Source organism: Corallococcus carmarthensis (assembly GCF_003611695.1).
GTDB classification, from domain to species: domain Bacteria; phylum Myxococcota; class Myxococcia; order Myxococcales; family Myxococcaceae; genus Corallococcus; species Corallococcus carmarthensis.
Window position 1 is genome coordinate 23,621 of sequence record NZ_RAWE01000042.1, and the last position, 21,126, is coordinate 44,746.

18 protein-coding genes are annotated in these 21,126 nt (G+C 71.0%); 10 read left to right on the top strand and 8 right to left on the bottom strand.

Annotation, left to right across the window (positions count from 1 at the left end):
- Positions 1–142 precede the first annotated feature (142 nt).
- Both D7X32_RS47520 and D7X32_RS14310 read right to left on the bottom strand, forming a co-directional pair.
- The gene (locus tag D7X32_RS47520; RefSeq protein WP_120603095.1) at positions 143–1,408 is read right to left on the bottom strand and encodes a TIGR02266 family protein; all 1,266 of its coding nucleotides are present in this window, start codon (positions 1,406–1,408) and stop codon (positions 143–145) included.
- A gap of 15 nt (positions 1,409–1,423) precedes the next feature.
- Positions 1,424–1,798, bottom strand: a complete 375-nt coding sequence (locus D7X32_RS14310; RefSeq protein ID WP_120560449.1) for a response regulator — start codon at positions 1,796–1,798, stop codon at positions 1,424–1,426.
- 82 nt (positions 1,799–1,880) lie between these two features.
- Between D7X32_RS14310 and D7X32_RS14315 the strand changes: the two genes are divergently transcribed.
- Together D7X32_RS14315 and D7X32_RS14320 are read left to right on the top strand one after the other, a co-directional pair.
- Positions 1,881–3,278 (top strand): M20/M25/M40 family metallo-hydrolase, encoded by a 1,398-nt coding sequence (locus D7X32_RS14315; RefSeq protein WP_208752420.1) that lies wholly within the window; start codon positions 1,881–1,883, stop codon positions 3,276–3,278.
- Positions 3,279–3,306: 28 nt separating this feature from the next.
- Positions 3,307–4,332, top strand: a complete 1,026-nt coding sequence (locus D7X32_RS14320) for a hypothetical protein (protein WP_120603097.1) — start codon at positions 3,307–3,309, stop codon at positions 4,330–4,332.
- A gap of 24 nt (positions 4,333–4,356) precedes the next feature.
- On the opposite strand, the gene pip is transcribed toward D7X32_RS14320, so the two are convergent.
- The gene (pip, locus tag D7X32_RS14325) at positions 4,357–5,322 is read right to left on the bottom strand and encodes a prolyl aminopeptidase (RefSeq protein WP_120603098.1); all 966 of its coding nucleotides are present in this window, start codon (positions 5,320–5,322) and stop codon (positions 4,357–4,359) included.
- A gap of 123 nt (positions 5,323–5,445) precedes the next feature.
- Positions 5,446–6,657 carry a small ribosomal subunit Rsm22 family protein gene (locus tag D7X32_RS14330; RefSeq protein ID WP_120603099.1) on the bottom strand — a complete coding sequence of 404 codons (1,212 nt, stop codon included), beginning with the start codon at positions 6,655–6,657 and terminating at the stop codon, positions 5,446–5,448.
- A gap of 58 nt (positions 6,658–6,715) precedes the next feature.
- Here D7X32_RS14330 and D7X32_RS14335 point away from each other — a divergent pair, with 58 nt between their 5' ends.
- Genes D7X32_RS14335 through D7X32_RS14345 form a run of 3 tightly spaced genes read left to right on the top strand, consistent with a single transcriptional unit; the run spans position 6,716 to position 9,328 of the window.
- The gene (locus D7X32_RS14335) at positions 6,716–7,726 is read left to right on the top strand and encodes an ABC transporter ATP-binding protein (protein WP_120603100.1); all 1,011 of its coding nucleotides are present in this window, start codon (positions 6,716–6,718) and stop codon (positions 7,724–7,726) included.
- A complete protein-coding gene (locus tag D7X32_RS14340) occupies positions 7,723–8,529 on the top strand; it encodes an ABC transporter permease (RefSeq protein WP_120603101.1) in 807 nt (268 codons plus the stop codon). The genes D7X32_RS14335 and D7X32_RS14340 overlap by 4 nt, the downstream gene beginning before the upstream one ends.
- Before the next feature lie 4 nt (positions 8,530–8,533).
- Positions 8,534–9,328 (top strand): ABC transporter permease, encoded by a 795-nt coding sequence (locus D7X32_RS14345; protein WP_120603121.1) that lies wholly within the window; start codon positions 8,534–8,536, stop codon positions 9,326–9,328.
- Positions 9,329–9,332: 4 nt separating this feature from the next.
- On the opposite strand, the gene D7X32_RS14350 is transcribed toward D7X32_RS14345, so the two are convergent.
- Positions 9,333–10,253: an MBL fold metallo-hydrolase gene (locus tag D7X32_RS14350; RefSeq protein WP_120603102.1), complete on the bottom strand. Its 921-nt coding sequence runs from the start codon at positions 10,251–10,253 to the stop codon at positions 9,333–9,335.
- Between the two features lie 278 nt (positions 10,254–10,531).
- On the opposite strand from D7X32_RS14350, the gene D7X32_RS14355 reads away from it, so the two are divergent.
- Positions 10,532–12,556, top strand: coding sequence for a Kelch repeat-containing protein (locus tag D7X32_RS14355; RefSeq protein ID WP_120603103.1), 2,025 nt, complete (start codon positions 10,532–10,534; stop codon positions 12,554–12,556).
- Between the two features lie 74 nt (positions 12,557–12,630).
- Here D7X32_RS14355 and D7X32_RS14360 read toward each other — a convergent pair whose 3' ends face one another.
- A complete protein-coding gene (locus D7X32_RS14360; protein WP_120603104.1) occupies positions 12,631–13,536 on the bottom strand; it encodes a helix-hairpin-helix domain-containing protein in 906 nt (301 codons plus the stop codon).
- A gap of 170 nt (positions 13,537–13,706) precedes the next feature.
- On the opposite strand from D7X32_RS14360, the gene D7X32_RS14365 reads away from it, so the two are divergent.
- Complete coding sequence (locus D7X32_RS14365) at positions 13,707–14,822, top strand: hypothetical protein (protein WP_120603105.1); 1,116 nt, start codon at positions 13,707–13,709, stop codon at positions 14,820–14,822.
- On the opposite strand, the gene D7X32_RS14370 is transcribed toward D7X32_RS14365, so the two are convergent.
- Positions 14,819–15,217 (bottom strand): RidA family protein, encoded by a 399-nt coding sequence (locus D7X32_RS14370; protein WP_120603106.1) that lies wholly within the window; start codon positions 15,215–15,217, stop codon positions 14,819–14,821. The two genes, D7X32_RS14365 and D7X32_RS14370, sit on opposite strands and share 4 nt — an antisense overlap.
- Before the next feature lie 121 nt (positions 15,218–15,338).
- Here D7X32_RS14370 and D7X32_RS14375 point away from each other — a divergent pair, with 121 nt between their 5' ends.
- A complete protein-coding gene (locus D7X32_RS14375; protein ID WP_120603107.1) occupies positions 15,339–16,967 on the top strand; it encodes a peptide chain release factor 3 in 1,629 nt (542 codons plus the stop codon).
- A gap of 108 nt (positions 16,968–17,075) precedes the next feature.
- On the top strand, positions 17,076–19,022 hold the full coding sequence (locus D7X32_RS14380; protein ID WP_120603108.1) for a hypothetical protein: 1,947 nt from the start codon (positions 17,076–17,078) through the stop codon (positions 19,020–19,022).
- A 9-nt stretch (positions 19,023–19,031) separates the two neighbouring features.
- On the opposite strand, the gene D7X32_RS14385 is transcribed toward D7X32_RS14380, so the two are convergent.
- Positions 19,032–19,574 carry a hypothetical protein gene (locus D7X32_RS14385; protein ID WP_171446351.1) on the bottom strand — a complete coding sequence of 181 codons (543 nt, stop codon included), beginning with the start codon at positions 19,572–19,574 and terminating at the stop codon, positions 19,032–19,034.
- A 42-nt stretch (positions 19,575–19,616) separates the two neighbouring features.
- On the opposite strand from D7X32_RS14385, the gene D7X32_RS14390 reads away from it, so the two are divergent.
- Positions 19,617–21,122 carry a carboxypeptidase M32 gene (locus tag D7X32_RS14390; protein WP_120603109.1) on the top strand — a complete coding sequence of 502 codons (1,506 nt, stop codon included), beginning with the start codon at positions 19,617–19,619 and terminating at the stop codon, positions 21,120–21,122.
- The last annotated feature ends 4 nt before the right edge of the window (positions 21,123–21,126 follow it).

Genomic DNA, 21,126 nt, shown 5'->3' on the forward strand with positions numbered 1-21,126 from the left:
AGTTGGACCGCAGGGACCTGGAATTGAAGTCCGTCATGGCCGTGTGGGTGGCCTTCGTGGCGATGAGCGCGGTCTTCCTGGGCCAGTTGCTCTAGTCCGGGCGGAAGCACACGGTCCGCCCGGGAGCCCGGCCTGCAACCTATCAGGGCTTCTTGGGGCGGCGGACGTACTGCTGGATGAAGTCCCGCTCCTCCGCGCGCAATGAGCTGAGGCGCAACCCGTAGCCCCGGGGGTTCTTCCCGTCCTCCAGGGAGTTCTCCCAGATGACGGAGCTGCGCAGGGTCATCACCCGCTCCGGATCATCGAAGCGCAACGTCAGCTCCACCTGCGTCCCCAACCGCAGCGGCCGGTCGGTGCCGATGAACAGGCCCCCCGACGACAGGTTGATGATGCGGTGGTCGGTGAAGATGCCCGTGTTCTTCATCGTCACCTTCACGTCCGCGTGGAGCCGGTCATCCGACCGGCGCTCCAGGCCCACGAACTCGGCGCTCGAATACGAGGGCGTGGGGGCGGCGGCCACGGGGCGCCGGACGGGCGCGGGCGGAGGCGGCGCGGGAGCTGGCGCGGGCGGAGGCGGCGCCACGGGCCGCGCCGTGGGCGTCATCACCGGCGGAGGCCGGGGCGGCGCGGGCGGAGGCACGGGCCGCGTCATGGAGCCCGGCACGGGCGTCGGTGGAATGGCGGCGGCCGGCGGTCGCGTCAGGCTGCCCGGAACCGGCGTCGGTGGAATGACGACGGGCGGCGGCCGCGTCAGGCTGCCCGGAACCGGCGTCGGTGGAATGGCGGCGGCCTGCGGACGCGTCAGGGAGCCTGGAACGGGCGTCGGTGGAATGACGACGGGCGGCGGCCGTGCGGCCACTGGCGAGCCACTCATGGGCAGCGGCGCGGCGGGCAGCGCGCCGCTCATGTCCAGCCGGGGCGGCGGGGCCGCGGGCGGATGCAGCGCGCCCTGGAGGAAGAGCGTCTCCGCCTCGCGGATCCGCCGCGAGAGGAAGTCGAAGATTTCAACGGAGACCTTGCGCAGCTCCGGATGCAGATCCGGCGACAGGTGCTCCGGTGAGAAGCGCTTCGCCATGCGGAAGAAGGCGAGGCGGAACTCGTCGAGCGACGCCTGCGGCTTGAGCCCGAACACCTCGTGCGGCGGCAGGTGCAGCAGGCCGCGCAGCTGGCTGCGCAGGCGCTCTGCCTGCTGGCTCTCCAGGGTGGACGTGGGCGCCGCGGTGGTGAACAGGTCGCGCACCTCCGGGAGGTCCTGGAGCGCGATCCAGTTCGTTCCGTCGCGCGACGCGCGCACGGCCGTCTTCAGGCGACCCGAGGCGATGAGGTCGCGGAATGCTTGCAGCTGGAGGGGGCCCAGCACGCGGCCGAGCGAGTCTCCCACCCAGTAACCGACAGCGGATGACGACACGGGGACCTCGAGGAATCAGGACGCGAGCGCTTGGCGCACGGCGGCGGCGATCTCCAGGGGATGGAAGGGTTTGCCCACGAAGCCCATGGCCCCCGCGGCGATGGCCTGCTCCACCACCGGCTCCGCGTCCATGCTGCTGATGACCAGCACGCGCGTGTCCGGCGACACGCTCTTGATGGCACCCAGCACCTCCAGCCCGCTCTTCTTCGGCATGAAGAGGTCCAGGAACATCACCGCCGGCTGCTCCTTCTCCGCCAGCGCCAGCCCTTCTTCCCCGTCCGCGGCCTCCAGCAGCCGCAGGTCGATACCCGTGTCCGCGATGACGTCCTTGAGGATGCGACGCACGAAGCTGTCGTCATCCACCAACAGCAGGGTCGGTAGTCCAGGCATGGGCGGCAGGATACATAAGACGCGCGACGTTTGGGCGCGCGCATCCCACGTGCCTGCTCGCCTTTTGAGTTAAGGGGTGGGCATGTCCACCGACCCCGCGCTGTCCCATTTCGAGTCCCACAAGGCCGCGTACCTGGAGGACCTCAAGGCCCTCGTACGCATACCCAGTGTGTCCTTTCCCGGATTCGACGCGGCCCTCGTGCGCAAGAGCGCGGAGGCCACCGCGGCCCTCCTGAAGGACCGTGGTTTTGAAAACGTGCAGCTGCTCGAAATTGAAGGCGCGCACCCGTATGTCTATGGCGAGGTGCTCAAGGCGCCGGGCCGCCCCACGCTTCTCCTCTACGCGCACCACGACGTGCAGCCCGCGGGAGACGAAACCGCGTGGAAGAGCCCGCCCTTCGAGCCGGAGCTGCGCGACGGCCGCCTGTACGGACGCGGCGCGGCGGACGACAAGGCCGGCATCGTCGTGCACACCTCCGCCGTGGACGCGTGGCTCAAGAGCACGGGCCAACTCCCACTCAACGTGAAGGTCATCATCGAGGGTGAGGAGGAGGCAGGCAGTGACCACCTGGGTGCATTTCTCCAGAAGCACGCGAAGTTGGTAGCGGCGGACGCCATCGTGTTGACGGACACGACGAACTTCGACACGGGGCTGCCGTCCATCACCACGGCGCTGCGCGGGCTGGTGACGGTGGACGTGGAGGTGCGGGGACTTCAGCAGGCGGTGCACTCCGGCATGTGGGGCGGGCCCATTCCGGATCCGGCGATGGCGCTGTGCCGGATGCTGGCGTCGCTGACGCACGCGGATGGCTCCATCGCGATTGAAGGCGTGATGGAGCAGGTGAAGCCGCTGACGGCCGCGGAGCGCCAGAGCATCCAGGCGCTGCCCGGTGACGAGGCCACGTTCCGCGAGCAGGCGGGCATCCGCGAAGGCGTTCAGCTGTTGGGCGGCGGCCGTCACCCGTGGGAGACGAACTGGCGCCAGCCGAGCCTGGCCATCAACGCCATCCAGGCCAGCAGCCGCAAGGACGCGCGCAATATCATCGTGGAGTCCGCGTGGGCGCGCGTGGGCATCCGCGTGGTGCCGGACATGGATCCGGAGGACGTGCAGCGCCGGCTGGTGGCGCACCTGAAGAAGGTGTGCCCGTGGGGCCTGGAGCTGGAGATCCGCGAGGACCAGGCGTCCGGCTGGTGGTACACGGATTCGTCGCACCCGGCCTTCCAGGCGGCGTTCCGCGCGCTGGAGAAGGGCTACGCGAAGAAGCCGGTCACCATCGGGTGCGGTGGATCCATCCCGTTCGTGGAGCCGTTCGCGAAGGAGCTGGGCGGGGTGCCCGCGCTGCTCATCGGCGTGGAGGATCCGTACACGTATGCCCACTCGGAGAACGAGAGCCTGCACCTGGGTGACTGGGAGAAGGCCATCCGCTCCGCCATCCACCTCTACGAGGAGCTGGCGAAGTCGCTGACCCCTCGCGGCTGAGCGCGGAATGGGGTGGAGTGCGTGCCCCATGAACGCACTCCGTCCCGCCTGGAGCGTCCTCGCCGTCCTGTCCTGTGTCCTGTCCTCCACGGGGGCCCTGGGGGCGGAAGCGCCCTGGGCCGTCGTGCTGGGGCAGGACGCGATGGCGCCCGCGCTGTCCACGAAGCTGGCCGCGCTGAAGAAGGACCGCGCGTTCGCGTGGGTGAAGCCGGCGAAGGGCTTCCCCAAGGTGATGGCCGCCAAGGCGCTTCCGGGGCTCCCCGCGGAGCAGCAGTTCGCGGTGCTGGGCGTGTGCGGCACGAAGGAGGAGGCCGAAGGCGCGGTGGCCCTGGTGCGGCCCTGGGCCCAGGACGCGTCCGTGCAGCAGCTGACCGGCACCGCCGCGCTGTCGTGCCCCACGCCCAACGCGCTGAAGTCGCCGCTCAAGGCGGACGCGAAGGCGCAGGCCACGCATCCGTTCCCGGACGCGCCGGGGCTGGTGCTCACCGAGCACCGGTTGAACCCGCGCACGGTGATGGAGTGCAAGTCCTCGGACCTGCTGCTGCGCGTGGCTCAGGGGCCGGCCGTGCTGGCGGAGGTCCTGATGAAGGGGCGGTGCGTGGGACCGTGCACGCCGGAGGCGCAGGCCCAGGCGAAGGAGCGCGTCCTGGCGCTTCAGGCCCAGGCGAAGCAGGGCAGCACGACGGCGGAGCTGCTCCTCAAGGACAGCGCCACGAGCTGCATGGCCCGGGATGCACACGTGAAGAAGGTGCTGACCGACCTGGGGATGCCCATGGCGGTGGTGGCCATCGGCTCGCCCATCGTGAGCCAGAAGAAGCCGGACGGCGTCCTGATGGCGCCGGGCTGCGGGAAGCTGGTGGAGTCGCCCTATCTGACGGAGCCCGGGTCGGGCGACCTGACGCTGATGGAGGTCGTGGCGGATCAGCCGGGACCGGAGGCGTGGAGGCGCTTCAACGTCTCCACGGCGGGCCAGCACATGGCCCACCTCGCGTGGAACGCCCGCAAGTGCGAGTGGGAGCAGGACGACGCGGAGCCCGAAGGCCAGGACATGTGAGGTCCCGGCCCGCGCTCGCGTGTTCTACAGGCCGCGGAAGCGGTCCGTGGCCTCGATGAGGGCGGACGTGTTGCCGGGCTCGTTGGCGGAGTGGCCCGCGTCCGGCACCAGCACGAACTGGGCTTCCGGCCACGCGCGGTGCAGGGCCCACGCGCTCTCCGGCGGACACACGACGTCGTAGCGGCCCTGCACGATGACGGCGGGGATGTGGCGGATGCGGTGCACGTCGTCCAGCAGCTGGGTGTCGCTGCGCATCCAGCCCTTGTTGACGAAGTAGTGGCACTCGATGCGCGCGAAGGCGATGGCGAAGGCGTCGCCCGCGTTGCGCGCGACGAGCTCCGCGTTGGGGTACAGGCAGCTCGTGCGGCCCTCCCACATGCTCCACGCCTTCGCGGCCTCCTGCTGCGTGTGCTTGTCGTCGCCCATCAGCCGCTTCGCGTACGCGTGGAGCAGGTCGCCGCGCTCCTCCTCCGGGATGGGCGCGAGGTAGTGCTCCCACGCATCCGGGAACATGGCGTCCGCGCCGCGCTGGTAGAACCAGTCGATCTCCTGCTTGCGCAACAGGAAGATGCCGCGCAGCACCAGCTCCGTGACGCGCTCCGGGTGAGCCTCCGCGTACGCGAGCGACAGGGTGCTGCCCCATGAGCCGCCGAAGAGCATCCAGCGCTCCAGGCCCAGGTGCTCGCGCAGCCGCTCCATGTCCGCCACCAGGTCCCAGGTGGTGTTCTCTTCCAGGCTGGCGTGCGGGGTGCTGCGGCCACAGCCGCGCTGATCAAACAGGATGATGCGGTACACGCTGGGGTCGAAGAAGCGGCGCTGCTTCGGGTCGGTGCCGCCGCCCGGGCCGCCGTGCACGAACACCACGGGCTTGCCCTTCGGATTGCCGCTCTCCTCGAAGTACAGCGAGTGGCCACCGGTGACCTTCAGTTGGCCGGTGCGGTAGGGCTCGAGGGGGGGATAGAGCGTACGCAGCGGCGTGGTTGCGGGCACGGGGTTCCTTCCTTGGGAATGAGGGGCCGCGCAACCTAACAACAGGTGGCGCCCACGGTGCGAGCCGTTCAGGAAAACCACGTCAGCCTGGCGACGACCCTCGGCCGCCAGGCCTCGCCCGCTTCAGGGCTTCGCGGGCGGGACGGGCGCCGCGGGCTCGCGCGGGGCTTCCGGCGGCTTGGGCGCGGGAGGCACGCCGCGTCCGGCCTGGGCCACCATGCGCACCTCGGCGTTCTCACCGAGCGCGAAGCCGTCGCCCTTCGTCTCCAGGTCCGTCGCCTCGATGACGTCGCCGCGCTGGAGGTGGAAGAACTTCTCGTTCTTCTCCGAGCGGTGGCGCTCCTGCATCGCCAGGCCCACGCGCCCCTCCGGTCCGCAGCCGATGTAGCGCTGGCGGCCCTTGCCCTCCAGCGACTCGCTGACGATGCGGAACAGGCGGCCCGGCGGCGGCTCCGGCCAGGGCTCGCCCTTGGGCGCCACCAGCAGGTAGCTCATCTTGAGCGACTCCTTGTGGAAGCCCGCCACGCGCGCCAGCTCCTCCACCACACGAGGCATGGGCCACGCGCGCTCGGCGTGGCACCAGTCCGTCTCCTTCACCAGCGCGGGGCACGCGCCCCGGTACATGCACGGCGCGCGGATGGCGTAGCCGCGCTCCACCAGCAGGTCGCGCACCTTGAGCAGGTTGCGGCTCGTCTCACGCAGCGCGGGCTCCATCACCAGCAGGCTGCCGCCCTTCTTCACCTTGGTGAGCACCGACTCCAGCAGCGCCGCGCGCGGCTTGAGCGCTTCGTCCGTCGCGCCGTACAGCTCGTTGACGACGTGCCCCATCGTGATGAGGTCGTACTGGCCTTCCGGCAGCGTGGCGTTCTTCTTCAGCGGATCCCACTCGCGCGTGGCCAGGGCCTCGCCGGCCTCCGTGGCCAGCTCGCGCGCCAGGTTCAGCGCGGGCTTGCTGCGGTCCGCCGCGGTGACCTCACTGGCGCCCGCGTCCATGGCCGCGAAGGCCACCGGGCCCGGCCCGCTGCCCAGGTCCAGCACGTGGCGGGGACGGTTCGGCAGCTCGCCCAGCACCTGGCGCGCCTGGGCGTAGGACACCGGCCAGTAGAAGAGGAGGTACGCACCCAAGAGGCGCGGGTCGTCCATGTACCGGGCGCCGGCCAGCTGCCGCTCCCGGGTGAGGCCGAGCGACAGCTGCTTCACGCCCGCGCCCACCTCCTTGACCTCCTGCGGCGTGAGGCGTCCTTCCGGCCCGTCCTCCCGGCCCCGGGACGCGCGCCACACGGAGATGAGCCGGGGCAGCCATCGCTCCAGGTCCTTGCTGTATGCGTTGCTCATCGTTGCCTTCACATCAGGGGTCGCCACCCGGAGGCGACCGCGTTAAACCCATCCCGCCATGATTTCCGTCCGCGGACTGCGCAAGCACTATCAGGTCCACAAACGCCCGCCTGGCCTGAAGGCGGCCCTGCGCTCGCTCGTCCACCGCGACTACACGACCGTCAAGGCCGTGGACGGCATCTCCTTCGACATCCAGCCCGGAGAGCGCGTGGGCTTCCTGGGCCCCAACGGCGCGGGCAAGACGACGACGCTCAAGGTGCTCGCCGGCCTGCTCCACCCGTCCGAAGGGGAAGTCACCGTGGACGGCCACGTGCCCCGGCTGCGCGAAGAGGCGTTCCTCAAGAAGATCATGCTGGTGATGGGGCAGAAGCAGCAGCTCCTGTGGGACCTGCCGCCGTCGGAGACGTTCGAACTCAACCGCGCCATCTACGACGTGCCCCGCCTCCAGTACAAGCAGACGCTGGACGAACTGGTGTCGCTGCTGGAGCTGGAGGACCTCATCGGCAAGCCCACCCGGCAGCTCAGCCTGGGGGAACGGATGAAGTGCGAGCTGGCCGCGGCCCTCATCCACCGCCCCCGGGTGCTCTTCCTGGACGAGCCCACCATCGGCCTGGACGTGTCCATGCAGGTGACGATGCGCGCGTTCATCAAGGCATACAACGAGAAGACGGGCGCCACGCTCATCCTGACCAGCCACTACATGGACGACGTGGCTGCGCTCTGTCCGCGCGTCATCGTCATCGACAAGGGGCAGCTGTCCTACGACGGCAGCCTGGAGGCGCTGGTGCAGCGCGTGCGCCCGGAGAAGCGCGTGGTGCTGCGGCTGGGCCAGCCGGTGGACCCGGGCCTGCTGACGCCGCTGGGCAAGGTGGTGTCGCACGAGCCGGGTTCAGCGGTGCTCCAGGTCCAGCAGGACGCGGTGAACGCCACGGTGGGCCGCGCGCTGTCCACGCTGCCGGTGACGGACCTGACGGTGGAGAACGCGCCCCTGGAAGAGGTGATGAGCGAGCTGTTCCAGGAGGGCAAGGCGCGCCGGGCGGAGGCCGCCCGGGAGGCGGTGACGGCGTGAGCCTGCGCACGTCACTCAAGGCGCTGCCCACGATGCTGCGCATCGGCTTCTCCGAGGCGGTAGCCTACCGCGCGGAGATGATCATCTGGGTGCTGGCCACCACCATGCCGCTCATCATGCTGGCGCTGTGGTCGGCGGTGGCGCGCGGCGGGCCGGTGGGCCGCTTCGGGCAGGCGGAGTTCACGGGCTACTTCCTCGCGGCCTTCTGCGTGCGGCAGCTCACCAGCTCCTGGGTGGCGTGGCTGCTCAGCTACGAGGTGAAGCAGGGCACGCTGGCGATGCGGCTCCTGCGGCCCATCTCCCCGCTGCTGTCGTACGCGACGGAGGTGCTGGCGGGCATCCCGCTGCGCGTCGCCGTGGTGCTGCCCGTGCTGGGCATCAGCCTGTGGGCGGCGGGCGCCGAGCGGGCGGTGCCCACGTCGCTGGGAGGCTGGGGGCTGTTCGCGCTGGGCATCGTGGGCGCGTGGCTCATCACGTTCTACCTGAACGTGCTGCTGGGCACGCTGAGCCTGTACCTGGAGAGCAGCCAGAAGCTGATGGAAGTCTACATGGTGCTGTTCTTCGTCTGCTCCGGGTACATGTTCCCGGTGGAGTTCTTCCCGCCCGGCGTGCGCACGGTCATGGAGTGGCTGCCGTTCCGCTACCAGATGGGCCTGCCGGTGGAGCTGATGACGGGCGCGCACGCGGCGAAGGAGGCGTGGTCGCTGCTGGCGGCGCAGTGGACGTGGGTGGCGGGCCTGGGCGTGGTGTCCATGGCTGTCTGGCGGCGGGGCCTGGCGCGCTTCGCGGCGTTCGGAGGGTAGGGTGGTGAACGCGAAGCGCTACCTGCGCCTCCTGGGCGTGCAAGTGAAGGCCTCCGGGCTGCTGGCGTTGCAGTACCGCGCGGACTTCCTGGCGGAGGGGCTCACGTCGCTGGCGTGGACCTTCACCGCGCTGGCGCCGCTGTTCGTCGTCTTCAACGCGCGGCCCAGCATCGAGGGGTGGACGTTCCAGGAGTCGCTGCTCGTGGTGGGCTGGTTCACGCTGCTCCAGGGCGTGCTGGAGGGCGCCATCAGCCCCAGCCTCACGGGCATGGTGGAGCACATCCGCAAGGGCACGCTGGACTTCGTGCTGCTCAAGCCCGCGGACGCGCAGTTCCTGGTGTCCACGCAGCGCTTCCTGCCGTGGCGCGCGGTGAACGTGCTGTCCGGCGTGGGGCTGTTCGTCTACGCGTTCGTATCGCTGGGGCGCTGGCCGTCGCTGCCGGGCATCTTCGCGTCGCTCTTGTTGCTGGCGACGAGCATGCTCATCCTCTACTCGATGTGGATCCTCGTGGTGAGCGCGGCCTTCTTCGTGGTGAAGGTGGACAACCTCACGTACCTGTTCACGTCCATCTTCGACGCGGCCCGGTGGCCGTCCTCGGTGTTCCGGGGTTCGCTGGCGTGGGTGTTCACGTTCATCATCCCGCTGGCGCTGATGACCACCTTCCCCGCGCTCGCCCTGCTGGGCCGGCTGCCGTGGACGTGGCTGGTGGGCGCGGTGGTGGGCTCGGTGGCGTTCGCGGCGGTGGCCCGGTGGGTGTGGTTGATGTCCATCCGCCACTACACGTCCGCGAGCAGCTGAAGCCTCAGGGCCGCCGGGGCGCCTGCCGGGCCCACTCCGCGCGCACCAGGTGCGGCAGGAGCCTGGCGTAGGCATGGCCGGGGTAGCGCTCTTTCAGCTTCGCCTCCACCGCCGCGAGCGGATCGCTGCTGGGATGCTCCGTGTGGCGTTCGCGAGTGACCTCCTCGCGCACGGCCTGGACATAGGCGGTCTGCGCGTCCAGCAGCTCCGGACCGCCGGGCAGGCCGCGCCCCGGGTGGATCCACTTCGGCTTCAGGGCGCGCAGCTCTTCCAGCCGCTGGAGCCACTCGGTGGTGTCGCCGCCTTCGAACCAGTTGTGCGTGTCGCGGGCCACGAGGTCGCCGGTGAAGAGGTGGCCCTCCCATTCCACGACGACGTGGGCCGCGCTGGAGCCGGCGCCCAAAACGTGGGCCTTCAGCGTGAGGCCGGCCGCGCTCAGCTCACGGGTGCTGTCACCGAAGCTGTCCGCGAGCACGAGCTCCCGGGGATAGCGGCCGTTCCAGTACTGCTTGAAGAGGTCGGGCGCCCACTTCTCGTGGACGGCGGGGATGCGGGCGCGGACCGGGCCCGAGGTGACGACCGGGACTCCCAGCTCCGTGAGGAGGGCCGTGCCGTTGAAGCTCTCCGGGTTCGCGTGGAGGACGATGGCGAGCTTCGCCTCCTTGCCAGTGACGTCCTTCGCGAACTTCAGTTCCTTGCGCAGCGCGGAGGGCAGCAATTGCGTGTCGATGAGGACCAGGCCCTCCGGTCCTTCAATCCAGTACGACGCGGTCTGGAGTGACCACTCGGAGGAGAGGAATCCTCCAATCCGCAGGTCGCCCTGCTCCTGGAGGGAGTGGGAGCGGTAGTGGGTCGGGACCACGGGTTGGGCCGCGCCGCAGCCCCAAAGGACAGTGGCCAGCGCGGCGGCGAGAAACGTTCTCATGCATACCGATTCTACCGGTGGGGTCGGGCTGAGAGGAATTCCGCTGTGGTGTCTTGCCTCTGTTTGGGTTAAGGGGCCGCCCCCCTGCGGCGAAAGCCGCATCCCCCATGAAGTGAAGGACCTTCCCCTCGATGACCCGTATCCGTTTTCACGGCCTGCTGGCCGCGCTCGCGCTTGCGTGCGCTTCAGCCTGTGCCCCCGAAGCACCGTCTTCCATTGACGCTCCCACCAGCTCCGCCGCGCGCCTCGACACGTCCTCCTGGAGCAGCGCCGGCACCATGGCCTCCGTGCGCGTGGACGCCACCGCCACGCTCTTGCGCAATGGCTATGTGCTTGTCGCGGGCGGAGGGACGTCCGCCGCGGAGCTGTATGATCCGCGCACCGGCCGCTGGTTCTCATTGAGCGCCATGGCCACGAGCCGCCAGCGCCACACCGCGACGCTGCTGACCTCCGGCAAGGTGCTGGTGGTGGGCGGCGGCACCTCCGTGCTGGCCGCGGGCGGCGCGGAGCTGTTCGACCCGGACACCAACAGCTGGTCCGCCGTGACGGGACTGGACGTGCCCCGCTCGCAGCACACCGCGACGCTGCTGCCGGATGGCCGGGTGCTGGTGGTGGGCGGCGACAGCGGCGCCGGTAATGCGCTGGCCACTTCTCTCCTGTTCACCCCCGCGACCAACACGTGGGCAGTCACCGGGCGGATGGTCGCGGCCCGCCTGGGCCACTCGGCGACGCTGCTGCCGGATGGTCAGGTGCTGGTGGTGGGCGGCCGGGACAGCGCCAACGGGAACGTGCTCGCGACGGCGGAGCGTTATGACCCCATGACGGGCGAGTGGACGGCGGTGGGCAACATGACCACGCAGCGCAACGGGCACACGGCGACGCTGCTCCTGTCCGGACAGGTGCTGGTGTCAGGCGGCTTCTCGGGCAGCCTCGCCACGGACACCACGGAGCTGTTCGACCCGGGCACCGGCACCTGGACGTCCCAGGGTTTGTTGCCGTTCCTTTGCGTCTTCCACACCGCGACGCTGCTCACCTCCGGGCAGGTGCTGGTGACGGGGGGATCCACGGGCGGACAGCCGTACCTGGACCGCGCCGCGCTCTACAGTCCGGCCACCGGCGTCTGGACGGAGACGGCGGCCATGGCCACGCGCCGCATCAGCCACGCCGCCGCGCTGCTGCCTTCGGGCGACGTGCTCGTGCTGGGCGGCGTGCCCCAGGCGGGCTCGCGCAATGCGTCCGCGGAGCGCTACCGGCCGTCCCTCCTGCCGTGGAGCCCGGCCGCGAGCCTCGTCACCGCGCGCTCGCAGCTCAGCGCCACCCGGCTGAACACGGGCGACGTGCTGGTGGCGGGCGGTGCGTCCTCCTCCGGGACCGCGCTGTCGAGCGCGGTGCTGTACGACGAGGTGACGAACACCTGGCGGGACACCGCCGCGCTGGGCACCGCGCGCTTCCTGCACGGCGCCACGACGCTGACGGACGGCCGCGTGCTGGTGAGCGGCGGGCAGCAGGATGCCTCCACCTGGCTGTCCGCCACGGAGGTGTACGCGCCCGCCACGGGGACCTGGACGCCGGTGGGCGCCTTGGGGACGGGGCGGTCCCGTCACACCGCGACGGTGCTGAGCTCCGGCAAGGTGCTGGTGACGGGCGGCGCGTCGGGCGCGAGCACCTCCGCCACGCTCGCGAGCGCGGAGCTGTTCAATCCGGCCACGGGCACCTGGAGCCCCACGGGCGCCATGGGGCACGCGCGCACGTACCACGCGGCGGTGCCGCTGCCTTCGGGCGAGGTGCTGGTGATGGGCGGCAGCTCCACCGGGACGGACGCCGTCACCACGAGCGCGGAGCTGTATGACCCGGCCACGGGCACGTGGCGGCCCACGGCGTCCATGGCGGTGGCGCGCTACGGCCACATCGCGGTGCCGCTGGGCAATGGCAGCCAGGTGCTGGTGGCGGGCGGCTGGGGCGTGGATGGACCGCTGCGCTCGGCGGAGCTCTACGACGTGGCGCGCGGCACCTGGAAGACCGTGGCGTCCATGAACATGCCGCGCTACCTGGCGCACGCCACGGTGCTGTCCACGGGCCGCGTGCTGGTGGTGACGGGAGAGGGCGGCACGGGGCTGGGCGTGCTCGATTCGGCGGAGGTGTATGACGCCGCGATGAACGCGTGGACGTCCGCGGGCATCCTGTCCACGCGCAACACGCACCACGGGCTGGCCCTGCTGCCTTCCGGGCGCGTGCTCGTCGCGGGCGGCAGCGGAAGCGGCGGCGCGCGCGTGGCCGCCGACCTGTACTCACCAGCGCCTTGAGCCCCTGAGCCGGCGACCGGCACGGGACGGGCCCATGCACCGCCTGCCCCGTGTCGCGCCGTCCGGCTCCGGACTCAGGCCCCCGCGTGCGGCGCTTCGTGCCCCGCGTCTTCGCGGGCGTAGTACGCGAGGCATTCATCCTCGCGCCCGCGCACCACGCGTCTGCCATTGAGCGGCCCGGCGTGGGCGGTCACCACGGTGTACTGGCCTTCGACGTCGTCCTGGTCGAAGTAGATGACCACCCAGTCGTCCGTGGCCTCCTGCTGGTGCGCCAGCGCCGTGTTGGAGAACAGCGCGCGGAAGTTCCAGTCGTTCACGTGCTCGCGCATCACCGGCAGCCACGCCTCGCCGGATGGGTTGAAGCGCTTGGGTGCGATGCGGCGCAGTTCTCCTGCGTCCGCCCTCCGCCGGTAGTCCGCGTCCACCCGCAGCAGCAGCGCCACCGAAGGCCGCGGCCCGTCCTCGCCCCCGTGCGTTCGCGCCCGCTCGCGCTCCCGCCGGTTGCGCCCCAGCCGTGCCGCCAGCACCTCGCGCACCTGCTCCGCGCGCCGGGGCCCGAAGCCCTCCACCCGCTCCAGGCGCCCGTCATGCGCGGCCAGCTCCAGCGCCTCCAGCGTCGTGATGTCCAGCGCCGCGTGGATGCGCTTCGCCAGCTCCTCGCCAATGCCGGGCACGCTGGCGAGCAGGCCCTCGGGGGATGATTCACCCTCCAGCCGCTCGAGCAGCGCCATCCTTCCCGTGCGCACCAGCTCCGCGACCGCCGCCGCGATGCTCTTGCCCACGCCGGGCAGCTCCCTCAAGCCCGCCTCGCCCTCCGCCACCAGCACCTGCGCCACGGAGTCCGGCCAGTTCGCGATGGTCGCCGCCGCCTTGCGGTAGGCCCCCACGCGGAAGGGCATCGCGTCCTGCGTGTCCAGCAGGTCCGCCACCCGTTCCAGCGCGTCCGCGATGTCGATGTTGCTCTTCCATTCGACGCCCATGATACCTGGAAGGTAGGGGCTCCCCGGGAGGACGGCCACCCCGTGGGCCGACACCCGCGCACATGGCGTCACGCGCGGAGAAAAATTCCCCGCCCCGCAACCACGCCGCGCCCGCCGGGTTGGAATGGACAGCAGGCAGTCACGCGAACCTTTCGACCTGGAGAATGACGATGCGCTGGAACAAGACGTTGGCGGTGGGTGCGGCCCTGGTGCTTTCGACGGCGTGCGGCGGGGTGGATGATCAGGAGGCCGTGGAGTCCCTGCCGGACTTCGCGGGCACGTCGCTGGAGCTCAACACGGACGCGCCCGCGCAGGACGGCGCCGCGCTCGTGGCCCAGGACCTGATGCAGGTGGAGGCCTCGCTCGACGGCCAGGGCGCCGCGATGCTGGAGGGCGCCCGCATGGAGGTGAAGGCGCTCAACGACGCGCTCCGGCAGGCGCTGGTGCCCCTCGCGGACCTGGTGAAGAAGGCCGCCGCCGAGCAGCCCGGCGACGTGCTGGTGTACGGCCCCGCTGACCGCGCCAACGCCACCTTCAAGCTCGCCATCCGCAAGGGCGTGGGCCAGCGCTACCAGTGGAAGCTGGAGGCCCGTCCGCTGAACAGCACCGACGACGTGGCCTACAAGCTCGTCGCCGCGGGCGCGCTCAAGCGCGACGGCGAGGCGCACCGCGGCCGGGGCACGCTGGTCCTCTCCCTGGACAACCTGAAGGCGGTGGCCCCGTCCTTCGCGGGCCAGGGCAAGCTGATGATGTCGTTCGCCCACTTCGGGCAGGGCAGCAAGTCGCTGGCGTACCGGCTGGCGAACTTCACCCCGAACCCCGCCACGCACGAGGCCGTCACCGGCGCCTTCGTGGGCCACAAGATCCAGGCCACCGGCGTCACCCGCGCGCGCGTGCTCGGCCCGTACAACCTCCCCGGCACCGCGACGTCCGCGAAGGAGAAGGTCCTCTCCTCCGTGCGCCACATCCCCGGCACCGGCGGCCGCGTGGACATCCTCGCGTGGGGCGGCGACATCGCGGCGAACACGTCCTACGTGGGCAGCGCCTGCTGGGACGCGCAGGAGAAGGAGGTCTACCGCGTGCTGCTCCAGTGCTCGGACGCGCGCCGCCCGGCGACCTGCACGGAGGTGGACGGCAGCCGCGTGGGCACCTTCCAGGCCTGCCCCGCGGTGGAGCTGCGCGGCGACGTGACGCCCCCCGAAGGCACCGGCGACGCCGTGACGCCCGAGCCCGGCAACCCCGGCGCGCCGGACGACGTGCCCTCGGACGTCACCGCCGACTTCTAGCCCGGAGCGGACGCCACCACCGCGTCCGCTTCAATCTCCACCAGCATCCGCGGGTCGATGAGCGCCTTCACCTCCACCATGGAGGTGGCGGGGCGGATGGCCGCGAACACCTCGCCGTGCGCGCGGCCCACCTCCTCCCAGCGGGAGATGTCGGTGACGTACATGCGCGTGCGCACCACGTCCTCCAGCCGGGCGCCCACCGCCTCCAGCGCGGAGCGGATGTTGGCCAGCGCCTGGGCGGCCTGCCGGTACGCGTCCCCTTCACCCACGAGCTGGCCGTCCACGCCCGTGGCGGTGGTGCCGGAGACGGACACGAAGGGCCCCACGCGCACCGCCCGCGAGTAGCCCACCCGGGGCTCCCAGGGGGTGCCGGTGGCATGGAGGATGCGCTGCATGGCGTGGCTCCGGTGTGGGCGTGAGGGAGGGGTGCCCCGGAGGGCCGGAGCCCGGCCGGACCTCCAGGCGCTGCTTGCGAAGCTGCAAGGAACGACCGCCCGTGATAGTTGGCCTCGGATCATGGTCAATGAGCTCGAGAGGGAGGTCGCCCGGCGACGGACCTTCGCCATCATCTCCCACCCCGACGCGGGAAAGACAACCCTGACGGAGAAGCTGCTGCTCTACGGCGGCGCCATCCATCTGGCCGGCAGCGTGAAGGCCAAGCGGGCGCGGCGGCACGCGACCAGCGACTGGATGGAGCTGGAGAAGGAGCGCGGCATCTCCGTCACGTCGTCCGTGCTCCAGTTCGTCTACCGCGACCACGCGGTCAACCTGCTGGACACCCCGGGCCACCAGGACTTCTCCGAGGACACCTACCGCACGCTCTCCGCGGCGGACGCGGCGGTGATGCTCATCGACGCGGCGAAGGGCGTCGAGCCGCAGACCAAGAAGCTCTTCAAGGTCTGCCGCATGCGCGGCATCCCCATCTTCACCTTCGTCAACAAGCTGGACCGCTACGGCCGCGAACCGCTGGAGCTGATGAACGAGCTGGAGCAGGTGCTCGGCATCCGCTCGTACCCCATGAACTGGCCCATTGGCATGGGGCCGGAGTTCCGGGGCGTCTACGACCGGCAGGCGCGCGTGGTGCACGTGTTCTCCGCGGAGGGCTCGCACGGCGAGTCGGAAGTGGCGGAGCGCTCGGTGTCCATCGACTCGCCCGAAATCAAATCGGTGCTCACCGACTCGGAGCTGGAGAAGCTCAACGAGGACATCGAGCTGCTCGACATTGGCGGCGATGCCTTCACGCGTGAGAAGTCCGACAGCGGGCAGCTGACGCCCATGTTCTTCGGCAGCGCGATGACGAACTTCGGCGTGCGGCCCTTCCTGGACGCGTTCCTGGACCTGGCGCCCGCGCCCACGTCGCGCCCCACCACGCAGGGCACGCGCGAGCCGACCAACCCCAAGTTCGCGGGCTTCGTCTTCAAGATCCAGGCGAACATGGACCCCGCGCACCGCGACCGCATCGCGTTCATGCGCGTGGTGAGCGGCCGCTACGTCAAGGGCATGAACGCGTTCCACTCGCGGCTGGGCAAGGAGGTGCGGCTCGCGAAGCCCAGCCAGTTCCTCGCCGCCGAGCGCACGTCCATCGAAGACGCGTGGCCGGGGGACGTCATCGGCCTGTTCGACCCGGGGCAGTACCGCATCGGTGACTCGCTGGCGGAGGGCTCCCAGGAGGTGCTCTTCGAGGGCGTGCCGCGCTTCAGCCCGGAGTTCTTCGCGGTGGTCCGCTCGCGCGACCCGCTGCGCCGCAAGCAGATGGAGAAGGGGCTGGAGCAGCTGTCCGAAGAGGGCACCGTGCAGATCTTCCAGCAGCTCTCCATGGGCATGAAGGACCCCATCGTCGGCGTGGTGGGCGCGCTCCAGTTCGAAGTGCTCCAGTACCGCCTGGAACACGAGTACGGCGCGAAGATCGCCCTGGACCGGCTGCCCTTCAGCCACGCCCGCTGGGTGGTGGGCCCGAACTTCGAGCCGAAGTCCTTCGACTGGGAAGGCAACCGTCAGACAGTGCAGGACCGCGACGGGCTGCCCCTGGTGCTCTTCCGCGACGACTGGGCGCTCCAGCACGCCGAGGAGAAGCACCCGGACCTGAAGTTCCTCTCGGAGGCTCCGCTGCTGCGGCAGGGAGCCTCCAGCGCCACGGGTAGTTAGCCCCAGGGGCTGTCCCGGCCGGGGGGGCCCGCGATTGTATTCAGGAGCGCAGGGATGACCGAGTCAGCAGGGGGCAGCACACCTTCGCCGCGAGGGCGGAGTCTGCCTGTGGGTGGGCTCGCGGGAATCGCGTTCATCGCGGCGCTCGCGCTCTGGCCGTTGTTCAAGTACCAGGTGGGCCCTCCCGCGGAGCTGCGGCTGCGCTACGCCAAGGTGTCGTGGCCGCAGACGGGCAACGTCACCTTCCAGCGCGAGGGCCACGGGCCCCAGGCGCTGGCGCTCACGGCGGAGGCCCTCACCCAGGTCCTGGGGGACGGGGTCCCGGAGGGGATGCAGGAGGCGCGCATCCCGCTGCCCCGCCGCACGGTGTCCGCGGAGGTGTCGCTGACGGACATGTCCGAGCGCTCCGTGTCGCAGGTGACGTGGGTGGGGACGCGGGCGCCGCTGCTCTTCGGGCAGCCGCCACTGCTCGCATTCGAGCAACACGCGGACGCGAACGGCGTCCTCACCGTCACCGTCCCCGCGCTGCGGCCGGGCTTCTGGGCGCCGGACGCCGCGGACCCGGGGATGGTGCTGGGGACGTGGCTCGTGCTGTGGCTCCTGCTGGAGGCCCGCTTCGGGACGGGGACGGCGGCCGCGTTCGCCCGGAGCCGCGCGGGCTGGGCGAAGTACGCGCTGCCGCTCGCGCTGGCGTGGGGCTTCCTGTGGGTGCTCTATTTCCCGGGGCTCGTGGGGTTTGATCCGCTGGTGCAGTGGGAGCAGGTGCTGAAGCGCCAGTTCCTCAACTGGCACCCGCCGTTCCACACGTGGTGGCTGTGGCTCATCGCGGGGCCGTTCGACTCCATGGCGGCGGTGAGCGGCCTCCAGGTGCTGCTGTTCGCCGCGCTGCTGGGCAAGGTGCTGGAGGAACTGGAGCACTGGAAGGCGCCGCGCTGGGCCCGGTGGGCCGTGGTGGCGTGGGCCGCGCTGTCCCCGGCGCTGGGCACCAACGTCATCGCCGTGTGGAAGGACGCGCCCTTCACGCTGATGTGCCTGTGGGTGGTGCTCATCATCCTGCGCGCGGAGCGCACCGGCGTCTTCACGGTGAAGGCCGCGGCGCAGCTGGGCCTGTGCATCGCGTGCATCAGCCTGCTGCGCCACAACGGCCCGCTGCTGGCGTTCCCGCTGCTGGTGAGCGCGCTGTGGCGCTACAAGGGACAGCGGCAGCGCGGCACGCTGGCCATCCTGGGCGTGGGCCTGACGCTGCTGGTGCGCGGGCCGGTGTACATCGCGGCGGGGGTGAAGCCGTCGCCGCCGCTGCTCACGCAGGTGCTGAGCGTCCACCGGCTGGCCACCGCGTCCCTGTACGCGGAGTCCCTGCCCCCGGAGGACGTGCGCACGCTCACGTCGCTGATGCCGCTGGAGGACTGGCGCCGGCTCTACGACTGCGAGGCCGTGGGGCGCCTCATCTGGCCCGGCTCCCCGCTGTTCGATCACCCGGAGCGGCTGGAGGGCCGCGCGCTGGAGATGGCGGGCGTGGTGGGGCGCTTCGCGAAGAGCCACCCGGAAGCCGTCTTCGACCAGTGGGTGTGCGTCACCCGCTACCTGTGGGCGCTGGACTCGAAGCTCTACATCGGCCCGTTCAGCGCGGACGGCAGCGCGGTGGACCGGAACTACTTCGGCTGGAAGACGCGTTCCTGGTTCCCCACGCTGGGACGGGACTACACGCAGCTGCTGCTCAAGGCCTCCATTGGCGAGCGCTGGGTGCGGGTCGCCGTGTGGCAGCCCTCGCCGTCGCTGTACCTGCTGCTCGCGGCGCTGGGCGTGGTGCTGTGGCGGCAGCGGAGCATCGGCGTGCTGCTGGCCATGCAGTGCGCGCTCACCAACACCGCCGCGTGGCTGGTGCTGTCGCCCAACCCGGACCTGCGCTTCCAGTTCCCGGCGATGCTGTTCGCGCCGCTGGCGCTGGCCCTGACATTGGCGCCCCGGCTCGTGCGCACCCAGGCCCGGGCGGAACCCGGGGCCCAGGCCGCCGTGGACGTGGCGGCGGCGCGGGGCCAGGACACCGCCGCCTGAGGCACTCCGCTACTTGTGCGGCACCACGGTGCCGCCGCGGAAGGCGGAGTCGCGCAGCACCAGGCCCTCCTTGGAGAGGCGCGCGGCGCGGTTGCCCACGAAGAAGTCCTTCGGGTCGCCCCGGCGGAAGGTCTTCTTCACGAACTCCTCCACCTCCAGGTACAGGCGGCGGAACTTGTCCGGGGCCGCGTCGCGGCGGCCCGTCTGGGACGTCACCTCCAGCTCCACCCACATCTTGCCGCTGAGCAGCTCGCCCTCCTCGTTGCGGCGCGAGCGCTCGATGAAGATGACGGGCGAGCGCACCTCGTCGATGCGCCAGAAGCCCTTGTCCGGGCCGCGCTTCACCTTGTCCACCATGGCGGGGCCAATCTCACTGGCCACCAGGTAGAGGTCCTCCTCCGGCAGGCGCGGGATGTTGTCCGGGTTGGCCCGGAAGGGCACCCAGTCCGGCGGTACGCGCCGGGGGTAGACCTCCAGGACGTGACGCTCCAGGTGACGGAAGAAGGCGACCTCGTCGTCGGGTGCCATGAAGAATTGGAGGATGTTGGCCATCGCGGCGTCCTCATACCCTGGAAGCGCGCTAGAAACACAGCCATGGACTCCTGGCTGCGCTCGCGGATGCACGAGCTGAACGACCTGAACAGCGTCATCAACCTGGCTTCCTGGGACAGGGAAGTCTACCTGCCCGCCCGCGCCGCCTCCGGCCGCGCCCAGCAGCTGGCCACCGTCCAAGCCATCCACCACGAGCGCCTGGTGGATCCGCGCCTGGGAGAGGCCCTGGCCCGCGCAGGGGAGGGAGGCCCGGACGCCGCGGCCCTGACGCCCGACGAGCGCGCCATGGTGCGCGTCCTCACCCGTGAGCGCGACCGCGCGGTGCGGCTGCCCGCCCGGCTGGTGACCGCGCTGGCGGAGGCGCAGGGGGAGGGCATCCAGGCGTGGCGCGAGGCGCGCGAGACGAAGCGCTTCGCCCGCTTCCAGCCCGCGCTGGAGGCGCTGCTCGCCCTGCGCCGCGAACAGGCGGACGCGCAGGGCCACGACGGCGAGCGCTACGACGCGCTGCTCGAAGGCTTCGAGCCCGGCATGCGCGTGAAGCGCCTGACGCCGGTGCTCACCGCGCTGCGCGATTCTCTCATCCCCATGGTGGCCGCGCTGGGCGAGCAGAAGCGCCCCTTCCCCGCGTTCCTCTCCGGCCGCACCTACGACACCGCCCGGCAGTGGCAGTTCACGATGCGGCTCTTGAAGGCCGTGGGCTTCGACCTGGAGGCGGGCCGCCAGGACGTCAGCATCCACCCCTTCACCAACAGCGTGCACGCGCAGGACGTGCGCCTCACCACGCGCCTGGACGCGACGTGGCCGCCGGCCGCCGTCTTCGGCACGCTCCACGAGGCGGGCCACGGCCTGTACGAACAGGGCTTCTCCCCGGAGCACCACCGCACGCCGCTGGCGTCGGTGCCCTCCATGGGCCTGCACGAGTCCCAGTCCCGGCTGTGGGAGAACCTGGTGGGCCGGGGCCGCGCCTTCTGGGTGCACCACTTCCCCGCGCTGAAGGAGGCCTTCCCGGAGGCGCTGGCGGACGTGGAGCTGGACGGCTTCCACGCGGGCATCAACCACGTGGTGCCGTCGCTCATCCGCGTGGAGGCGGACGAGGTGACGTACAACCTGCACATCGCCCTGCGCTACGAGCTGGAGCTGGCGATGCTGCGCGACGAGCTGCCCGTGTCGGAGCTGCCGGCCGCGTGGAACGAGCGCACGCGGCGCTACCTGGGCATCACGCCCCCGGACGACACCCAGGGCGTGCTCCAGGACATCCACTGGGCCTGGGGCGAACTGGGCTACTTCCCCACGTACTCGCTGGGCAACCTCTACGCGGCGTCGCTGTACGCCGCCGCGAACCGGGCGCTGCCGTCGCTGGACGCGGACCTCACCCGGGGCGACACGTCGTCGCTGCTGGGGTGGCTGCGCGCGAACCTGCACTCGCACGGCTTCCGGCTGCCCGCGGAGGAGCGCGTGCGCGCCATCACCGGCGAGGGACTCACGGACCGGGACTTCCTTCAGTACCTGCGCACGAAGTACGGCGCGCTGTACGGCATCAAGCTCTAGCGCC

Bases quoted from the DNA above. Each gene is read 5' to 3' on its own strand.
- D7X32_RS14315 (WP_208752420.1), top strand. From the start codon at position 1,881: ATGTCCACCGACCCCGCGCTGTCCCATTTCGAGTCCCACAAGGCCGCG.
- D7X32_RS14390 (WP_120603109.1), top strand. From the start codon at position 19,617: ATGGACTCCTGGCTGCGCTCGCGGATGCACGAGCTGAACGACCTGAAC.
- D7X32_RS14330 (WP_120603099.1), bottom strand. From the start codon at position 6,657: ATGAGCAACGCATACAGCAAGGACCTGGAGCGATGGCTGCCCCGGCTC.
- D7X32_RS14365 (WP_120603105.1), top strand. From the start codon at position 13,707: ATGCGCTGGAACAAGACGTTGGCGGTGGGTGCGGCCCTGGTGCTTTCG.
- D7X32_RS14370 (WP_120603106.1), bottom strand. From the start codon at position 15,217: ATGCAGCGCATCCTCCATGCCACCGGCACCCCCTGGGAGCCCCGGGTG.
- D7X32_RS14355 (WP_120603103.1), top strand. From the start codon at position 10,532: ATGGCCTCCGTGCGCGTGGACGCCACCGCCACGCTCTTGCGCAATGGC.
- D7X32_RS14320 (WP_120603097.1), top strand. From the start codon at position 3,307: ATGAACGCACTCCGTCCCGCCTGGAGCGTCCTCGCCGTCCTGTCCTGT.
- D7X32_RS14350 (WP_120603102.1), bottom strand. From the start codon at position 10,253: ATGAGAACGTTTCTCGCCGCCGCGCTGGCCACTGTCCTTTGGGGCTGC.
- D7X32_RS14385 (WP_171446351.1), bottom strand. From the start codon at position 19,574: ATGGCCAACATCCTCCAATTCTTCATGGCACCCGACGACGAGGTCGCC.
- D7X32_RS14375 (WP_120603107.1), top strand. From the start codon at position 15,339: ATGGTCAATGAGCTCGAGAGGGAGGTCGCCCGGCGACGGACCTTCGCC.
- D7X32_RS14335 (WP_120603100.1), top strand. From the start codon at position 6,716: ATGATTTCCGTCCGCGGACTGCGCAAGCACTATCAGGTCCACAAACGC.
- D7X32_RS14360 (WP_120603104.1), bottom strand. From the start codon at position 13,536: ATGGGCGTCGAATGGAAGAGCAACATCGACATCGCGGACGCGCTGGAA.
- D7X32_RS14310 (WP_120560449.1), bottom strand. From the start codon at position 1,798: ATGCCTGGACTACCGACCCTGCTGTTGGTGGATGACGACAGCTTCGTG.